This window comes from Streptomyces sp. SID14436 (genome assembly GCF_010548465.1).
Lineage (GTDB): Bacteria > Actinomycetota > Actinomycetes > Streptomycetales > Streptomycetaceae > Streptomyces.
The window spans coordinates 1-6,924 of the sequence record NZ_JAAGMD010000372.1; the positions used below are offsets into that span (position 1 = coordinate 1).

The window sequence follows — 6,924 nt, forward strand, 5'->3', positions numbered from 1 at the left end:
GCCTGCGCCGCTCCGCCTCCGTCTCGGCGGCCCGCTCCGCGGCGGTGCGCGGGTCGGTGCGCGGCGCCGTTCCGTCGGCTCCGCCGCGGGCCGCGGGCCCCGACGGATCACGTCGGGCATCCTGCTCCGGCATCGTTCACCACCCCAGTCCGTCCCTCCCACCTTCCCCCGGACGGGCGGTTTGACGCCAGTGATCGGGTGGTGATGCCGCAGGTGGCTTGCCCTGCGGAGGGACACCGGGCCCTCCGCGCCCGGTTAGTGTGGGGGCATGCGTCTCCACGTCGTCGACCATCCGCTGGTCGCCCACAAGCTCACCACGCTGCGCGACCGGCGCACCGACTCCGCGACCTTCCGCCGTCTCGCCGACGAGCTGGTCACCCTGCTCGCCTACGAGGCCACGCGTGACGTGCGCACCGAGCAGGTCGACATCCAGACGCCGGTCGAGCGGACCACGGGCGTCAAGCTGTCCCACCCGCGCCCGCTGGTGGTGCCGATCCTGCGGGCCGGCCTGGGCATGCTGGACGGCATGGTCCGGCTGCTGCCGACCGCGGAGGTGGGCTTCCTCGGCATGATCCGCAACGAGGAGACGCTCCAGGCGTCCACGTACGCCACCCGGATGCCGGAGGACCTCTCCGGCCGTCAGGTGTACGTGCTGGACCCGATGCTGGCGACCGGCGGCACGCTGGTGGCGGCGATCCGGGAGCTGATCGAGCGGGGCGCCGACGACGTGACCGCCGTGGTGCTGCTGGCCGCGCCGGAGGGCGTGGAGGTCATGGAGCGCGAGCTGGCCGGCACGCCGGTGACGGTGGTGACCGCCTCGGTCGACGAGCGGCTCAACGAGCACGGCTACATCGTGCCGGGCCTCGGGGACGCGGGCGACCGCATGTACGGGGCGGCCGAGTAACGGTCCGTCACCCGGTGCCGGGGCCGGCGCTTCCACGCGGTGCCCGCCGGGGCCGGCACCTCCATCTGCCTGCCGGGGCCGGCACTTCCCATCCGGTGTCTGCCGGGGTCAGCACTTCTTCCCGGTGGGGGCCGGCTCGGGCTTGTTCAGCGCGGTCAGGGCCCGGTCGGCGGCCGCACGCTCCGTCAGCCGGGTGAAGCCGTCGCCGATGATGAGGTCGACCTCGGTGCCCTTGCGGGCCGCGTCGGTGCGGGGCTGGGCCCCGGCGAGCTGCGTGCCGAGCACCGGCAGCGAGGTGTTGAGGGCGGCGGCGGGGCCGAGCAGCACACCGGTGCCCTTGACCTTCTTGTCGTACTCCTTGGTCGCGTTGCCGACCTCGCCGATCTTGAAGCCGCGCTTCTTCAGCTCGTCGGCGGTCTTCTTCGCCAGCCCGCTGCGGGTGGTGGCGTTGAGGACGTTGACCGTGATCCCGCTGGGCGCGGGGAGCGCCCTGGGGCTCGGTGAGGGGCTCGCCTTCGGGGCGCACGCCGCCTTGGTGCCGACCGCGGAGGCGGGGTTGCCGCCGCCGGTGAAGACGTCGATGAGCTGCAGGGTGCCCCAGCCCGCCACCCCGAGGACGGCGACGGAGGCGGTGCCCAGGACGACGAGCCTGCCGCGGCGCCGGGGCCTGCGCATCCGCGGGTACTTGTCACCCCTGATCCGGTACTGGCCGCCCATGCCCGGAGGAGTCAGCATGCTCATGGGCGCAGCGTAGTGCGCTCCGGCGGCAATGCCTACCAGATGATCATTCGACTGCGGGCATGAGCATGCGAAAGAACCCGAAAGGGCCAAACCGCTTTCGGGGTGGTGGGGTGCGAGGTGTTCCGGCCGGCTCGAGGACGGTCAGTCCAGCTCGAGGACGCGGGCGTGCAGGACCTGGCGCTGCTGCAGGGCCGCGCGGACGGCGCGGTGCAGGCCGTCCTCCAGGTACAGGTCGCCCTGCCACTTCACGACGTGCGCGAAGAGGTCGCCGTAGAACGTCGAGTCCTCGGCGAGCAGGGTCTCGAGGTCGAGTTGCTGCTTGGTCGTCACGAGCTGATCGAGGCGGACCGGGCGCGGCGCCACGTCCGCCCACTGCCGGGTGCTTTCCCGGCCGTGGTCGGGGTACGGCCGGCCGTTTCCGATGCGCTTGAAGATCACACGGAAAGCCTACCGGTCAAGAGCTTCCCGGCGCAGCCATGGCGCCGCAGTGCCACGCTGGAAATGACATCCGAAAGCAGGGCGTACCGGAAGAGAGGTCCGTTATGGGTGAGCGTGAGACGGCGCGGCCGGCCGTCACCCCCGAGGCCCCCGGCAGCGCCCCCGCCCTGCCGGGGCCTGCGCTGCGGATCGCCGCCGGTTACGCCTTCACCGGCCCCGCGCTCGACCTGGGCGCCCTGCTGTGGGACGGCGAGTGCCACGCCGACGCCGGCATCAGGGTGCCCCTGTCGATGCTCAACCGGCACGGCCTGGTCGCGGGCGCCACGGGCACCGGCAAGACCAAGACGCTGCAGCTGATCACCGAACAGCTGTCCGCGCAGGGCGTGCCGGTGTTCCTCGCCGACATGAAGGGCGACCTGTCCGGGATCTGCGCGCCCGGCGAGCCCGGCCCGCGGATCGAGGAGCGCGCCCGTGACGTGCACCAGGAGTGGACGGCGACGGGTTTCCCGGCCGAGTTCTACGCCCTCGGGGGCATCGGGCACGGCATCCCGCTGCGGGCGACGGTCACCAGCTTCGGTCCGCTGCTGCTGGCGAAGGTGCTGGAGCTCAACCCGACGCAGGAGCAGTCGCTCGGGCTGATCTTCCACTACGCCGACTCCAAGGGGCTGGAGCTGGTCGACCTCAAGGACCTGAGGGCGGTGGTGACCTTCCTGACCTCGGACGAGGGCAAGCAGGAGCTGAAGTCCATCGGCGGCCTGTCCACGGCCACCGCCGGGGTGATCCTGCGGTCCCTCACCGCCTTCGAGGCGCAGGGGGCCGGCGACTTCTTCGGGGAGCCGGAGTTCGACACGGCCGAGTTCCTGCGCACCGCCGAGGACGGGCGCGGTGTCGTCTCCGTGCTGGAGCTGCCCGCCGTGCAGGAACGGCCGCGGCTGTTCTCGACGTTCCTGATGTGGCTGCTGGCCGACCTCTTCCACGACCTGCCGGAGGTCGGTGACATCGACCGGCCCAAGCTGGTCTTCTTCCTCGACGAGGCGCACCTGCTGTTCGACGACGCCTCCGAGGCGTTCCTGGACGCCCTCACCCGCACCGTCCGCCTGATCCGCTCGAAGGGGGTCGGCGTGTTCTTCGTGACGCAGACCCCGAAGGACGTGCCCGGGGACGTCCTCGCCCAGCTCGGCAACCGCGTCCAGCACGCACTGCGGGCCTTCACCCCGGACGACCAGAAGGCCCTCAAGGCGACGGTGCGCACCTTCCCCGACTCCGACTACGACCTGGAGGAACTGCTCACCGGCCTCGGCACCGGGGAGGCCGTGGTGACCGTCCTCAGCGAGAAGGGCGCCCCGACGCCGGTCGCGGCCACGCGGCTGCGGGCACCGGAGTCCCGGATGGGCCCGGTCGAGGAGGCGGAGCTGGAGCGCCGGGTCCGGGCGTCGGCCCTGCACGCACGTTATGCACAGGCTGTGGACCGTGAGTCGGCGTACGAACGTCTCGCCGGACGTCCCACAGGCGCCAAGGGGCCCGACGAGAGGCGGGCGGCGGGGGAGGACACGCGGGAGCGGTCGTCCGGGAAGACCAGGGAAGTCCGGGAAGCGGCGGAGGGCGGGAGGCCGGAGGGCGGCAGGTCCCGCCGGTCCCGCGCGGAGGAGGGGAAGCCGTCGGTGGTGGAGCAGGTCACCGGCAGCGGGGTGTTCCGGTCCCTGGCGCGGTCCATGGGCACCCAGATCGGGCGGGAGATCAGCCGCTCGCTCTTCGGCACGGCCCGCCGGCGGAGGCGGTGACGGCACCCGCACGGCCCCGGCGCCCTCCCGGGCGGCTATGCGCCGCCGCCCCCGGCGGACTTCGGTGCCTTCGGCGACTTCGCGGCCTTGGCCGCCTTGGCGGCGGCCTTCATCTCCTGCTTGTGCGCCCGGACCTTGGCCAGCGACTCGGGGCCGGTGATGTCGGCGACCGAGCGGAAGGACTTCTCCTCGCCGTAGGAGCCCGCGGCCTCCCGCCAGCCGGCGGGGCGCACGCCGAGCTGCTTGCCCAGCAGGGCGAGGAAGATCTGGGCCTTCTGCTTGCCGAACCCGGGCAGCTCCTGCAGCCGCTTCAGCAGCTCCGCTCCCGTGTCGACACCGCGCCAGACGGCCTCGGCGTCACCGTCGTAGTGCTCGACCAGGTACTGGCACAGCTGCTGGATGCGGCCCGCCATGGAGCCCGGGTAGCGGTGCACGGCCGGCTTCTCGGAGAGCAGGGCGGCGAACGCCTCGGGATCGTGGGCGGCGATCTCGTGCGCGTCCAGGTCGTCCGACCCGAGCCGTCGGGCGATCGTCGCCGGGCCCTTGAACGCCCACTCCATCGGGACCTGCTGGTCGAGCAGCATCCCGATCAGCGCGGCGAGCGGGCTGCGGCCGAGCAGCGCGTCGGCCTCCGGGTCCTGGGCGAGGTGCAGTGTGACGTCCATGCCCCGATGATCGCGCGTCCCCGCCCGGCTCGCGCGCCGGTGACGTCCGGGCCGTGCGCCGGTGACGTCCGGGCCGCGTGCCGGTGACGTCCGGGCCGCGTGCCGGTGACGTCCGGGCCGCGCGCCGGGGCCCGGTACGGACCCGGGGGGCGTACGGGTGCGGTGCGTGCGGATGCCGGTCCGGTGCGTACGGGTGCGGGGCGTGTCCGGCGGGGAGGGCGCGGGCGTCCTCCGCGTGGTGGCACGCGGGGGCAGGGCGTGCACCGCCGGCCGTCGTGCGCTTCCGTCGGCCGCCCGGGGTCAGGTGGCGCGCCAGTACCCCAGGGCCTGCATCCGCTGCTTGGGTACCCCCAGCTCCTTGCGGGCGAAGGCGGTCAGCGCCCGGGTGGTCGCCGTGTCGCAGGCGATCCACAGGTACGGGTTGGGTGTGGCCCGCAGCAGCTGTGGCAGTTCCGCCCGGACCCGCTCGACCAGGTGGGCGCCCGCGTCGCGGCGCGGGACCTCCCGCACCTCGTGCCGCTCCGGGTCGGCCGCCGAGGGCAGGCCGTCCCGGCTGCCCTCGAACCAGATGGTGGCGGGTGCCGAACCTAGGGCGCCCAGCAGGGAGTTGATGGCCGGCAGCGAGGCCGGGTCGCCGACCGCGAGGACGTGCGAGGGGGCGGGTGCGGGGTGCTCGAACCCGGTGCCCTGGAGGGTCGCCTCGATGGTGTCGCCGGGCTTCGCCGCCCGCGCCCAGTCGCTGGCGCACCCCTCGTGCAGCGCGAACTCCAGGGCGAAGGTGCCCGATTCGGGGTCGGGGTCGACCAGGGTGTACGCCCGCTGGTGCGGCTTGCCCGCGTTGTCGAACCACAGCCGCGCCCACATCGTCGGGTGCACACCGGCCGCGGCCAGCATCCCGCCGTCCGTGAACCGCAGCCGCCGGTAGTCGTCGGTGACGTCCTCCGCGCCCGTCACGGTGAACGTGAAGTCCTTCGCGCGCAGCAGTCTGAGGACCGCGCCCTCCCAGCCCCGCCCCTGCCCCATCCGGCCCTCACCCTTCGCGTACGATCCCCGTCACGGCTTACTTAGGGGAGCCTAACCTAAAGGGAATGAGGGGCACAGTGGCCGGCGAGATCTTTCGAGACGCCTGGGGCATCCCGCACCTGCGCGCCGACGACGTGCGGCAACTCGCCCGTCTGCAGGGCCGCGTGACCGCCCGCGACCGGGCCTGGCAACTGGAGGTCGAGCGGCACCGGGCGCAGGGCACCTCGGCGTCCTTCCTCGGCCCGGAGGCGCTGCCCTGGGACCGGCTGGCCCGCAGGGCCCGGCTGGCCGACACGGCCCGGCGCTGCTTCACCGCCTTGGAACGGCAGGACCCGGAGACGGCGGACTGGGTGCGCGCCTACGTGGACGGCGTCAACGAGGGCCTGGCCGCCCCGGAGGACACCGGACGGGACGGCGCCGCCCCCGAGTTTGCCCGCGTGGGACTCGCCCCCGGCCGCTGGGAGCCGTGGACCCCGCTCGGCATCTGGCTCGCCACCCACATCCTGTTCGCCGGTTTCCCCGCCAAGCTGTGGCGCGCGCACGTCGCCGAACACCTCGGCCCGGACGCCGTCGGCCTGTTCGCCGCCGACGGCCCCGGCACCTCCGGCAGCAACGGCTGGCTCGTCTCCGGGGACCGCACCGTCACCGGGCAGGCGGTCATCGCCGGCGACCCGCACCGCTTCATCGAGGACCCCGGCGTCTACCAGCAGATCCACCTGTCCTGCCCGGAGTTCGACGTCGTCGGCCTCGCCGTGCCCGGCGTCCCCGGCATCGCCCACTTCGGCCACACCGGCACCGTCGCCTGGGCCATCACCAACGCCATGGCCGACTACCAGGACCTCTACCGCGAGCGGCTGCGGCGCACCGGCGCGGGCGTCGAGGCGCTCGGCCCGGACGGGGCCTGGCACCGGGCGGTCCGGCACACCGAGTCCGTCGAGGTGGCGGGCGGGGAACCGGTGACCGTCGAGGTGATCGAGACCGACCGCGGCCCCGTCGTCATCGGCGGCCCCGAGGGTCTGGAGGACGGCGGCACCGCCTCCGGCACGCCCCCGGTCGCCCTCGCCCTGCGCCACCCGCCCCGGGTCACCGGCGACCTGGGCTTCTCCGCGCTGCTGCCCCTGCTGCGGGCCCGCCGGGTCGCCGATGTGGACCGGGCCGCCGACCGGTGGGCCGAGCCGGTCAACGTGCTGCAGGCCGCCGACACCGAGGGCGGCACCCTGCACCGGGTGGCCGGCCGGGTCCCGGTGCGGGCCGCGGCCAACCGGCTCGGGCCGGTGCCCGCCTGGGAACCCGGGTACGCGTGGCAGGGATGGCACGAGCCGCCGCGCGCCGGACTCACCGACGGCGTCGCCGTGATGGCCAACCAGCGCGG

Annotated in this window: 7 protein-coding genes; 3 read left to right on the forward strand and 4 right to left on the reverse strand. The window is 74.0% G+C overall.

The genetic code is table 11. The features are described 5' to 3' along the window. Positions 1-268 precede the first annotated feature (268 nt). Complete coding sequence (upp, locus tag G3I53_RS13135) at positions 269-904, forward strand: uracil phosphoribosyltransferase (protein ID WP_164333556.1); 636 nt, start codon at positions 269-271, stop codon at positions 902-904. 108 nt (positions 905-1,012) lie between these two features. Here upp and G3I53_RS13140 read toward each other — a convergent pair whose 3' ends face one another. Both G3I53_RS13140 and G3I53_RS13145 read right to left on the reverse strand, forming a co-directional pair. Continuing rightward, complete coding sequence (locus tag G3I53_RS13140) at positions 1,013-1,621, reverse strand: LytR C-terminal domain-containing protein (RefSeq protein ID WP_164333557.1); 609 nt, start codon at positions 1,619-1,621, stop codon at positions 1,013-1,015. A gap of 165 nt (positions 1,622-1,786) precedes the next feature. Further along, a complete protein-coding gene (locus G3I53_RS13145) occupies positions 1,787-2,083 on the reverse strand; it encodes a type II toxin-antitoxin system VapB family antitoxin (protein WP_004943146.1) in 297 nt (98 codons plus the stop codon). 104 nt (positions 2,084-2,187) lie between these two features. On the opposite strand from G3I53_RS13145, the gene G3I53_RS13150 reads away from it, so the two are divergent. Next, complete coding sequence (locus G3I53_RS13150) at positions 2,188-3,864, forward strand: helicase HerA-like domain-containing protein (protein ID WP_164333555.1); 1,677 nt, start codon at positions 2,188-2,190, stop codon at positions 3,862-3,864. A gap of 35 nt (positions 3,865-3,899) precedes the next feature. Here the strand turns inward: G3I53_RS13150 and G3I53_RS13155 are convergent, their stop codons facing one another. Together G3I53_RS13155 and G3I53_RS13160 are read right to left on the reverse strand one after the other, a co-directional pair. Next, a complete protein-coding gene (locus G3I53_RS13155; RefSeq protein ID WP_164333554.1) occupies positions 3,900-4,529 on the reverse strand; it encodes an HhH-GPD-type base excision DNA repair protein in 630 nt (209 codons plus the stop codon). A 300-nt stretch (positions 4,530-4,829) separates the two neighbouring features. Further along, a complete protein-coding gene (locus tag G3I53_RS13160; RefSeq protein WP_164332574.1) occupies positions 4,830-5,552 on the reverse strand; it encodes a siderophore-interacting protein in 723 nt (240 codons plus the stop codon). Between the two features lie 77 nt (positions 5,553-5,629). Between G3I53_RS13160 and G3I53_RS13165 the strand changes: the two genes are divergently transcribed. After that, positions 5,630-6,924 (forward strand): penicillin acylase family protein (locus G3I53_RS13165; RefSeq protein ID WP_164438365.1); only part of this gene is annotated, 1,295 nt, incomplete at its 3' end.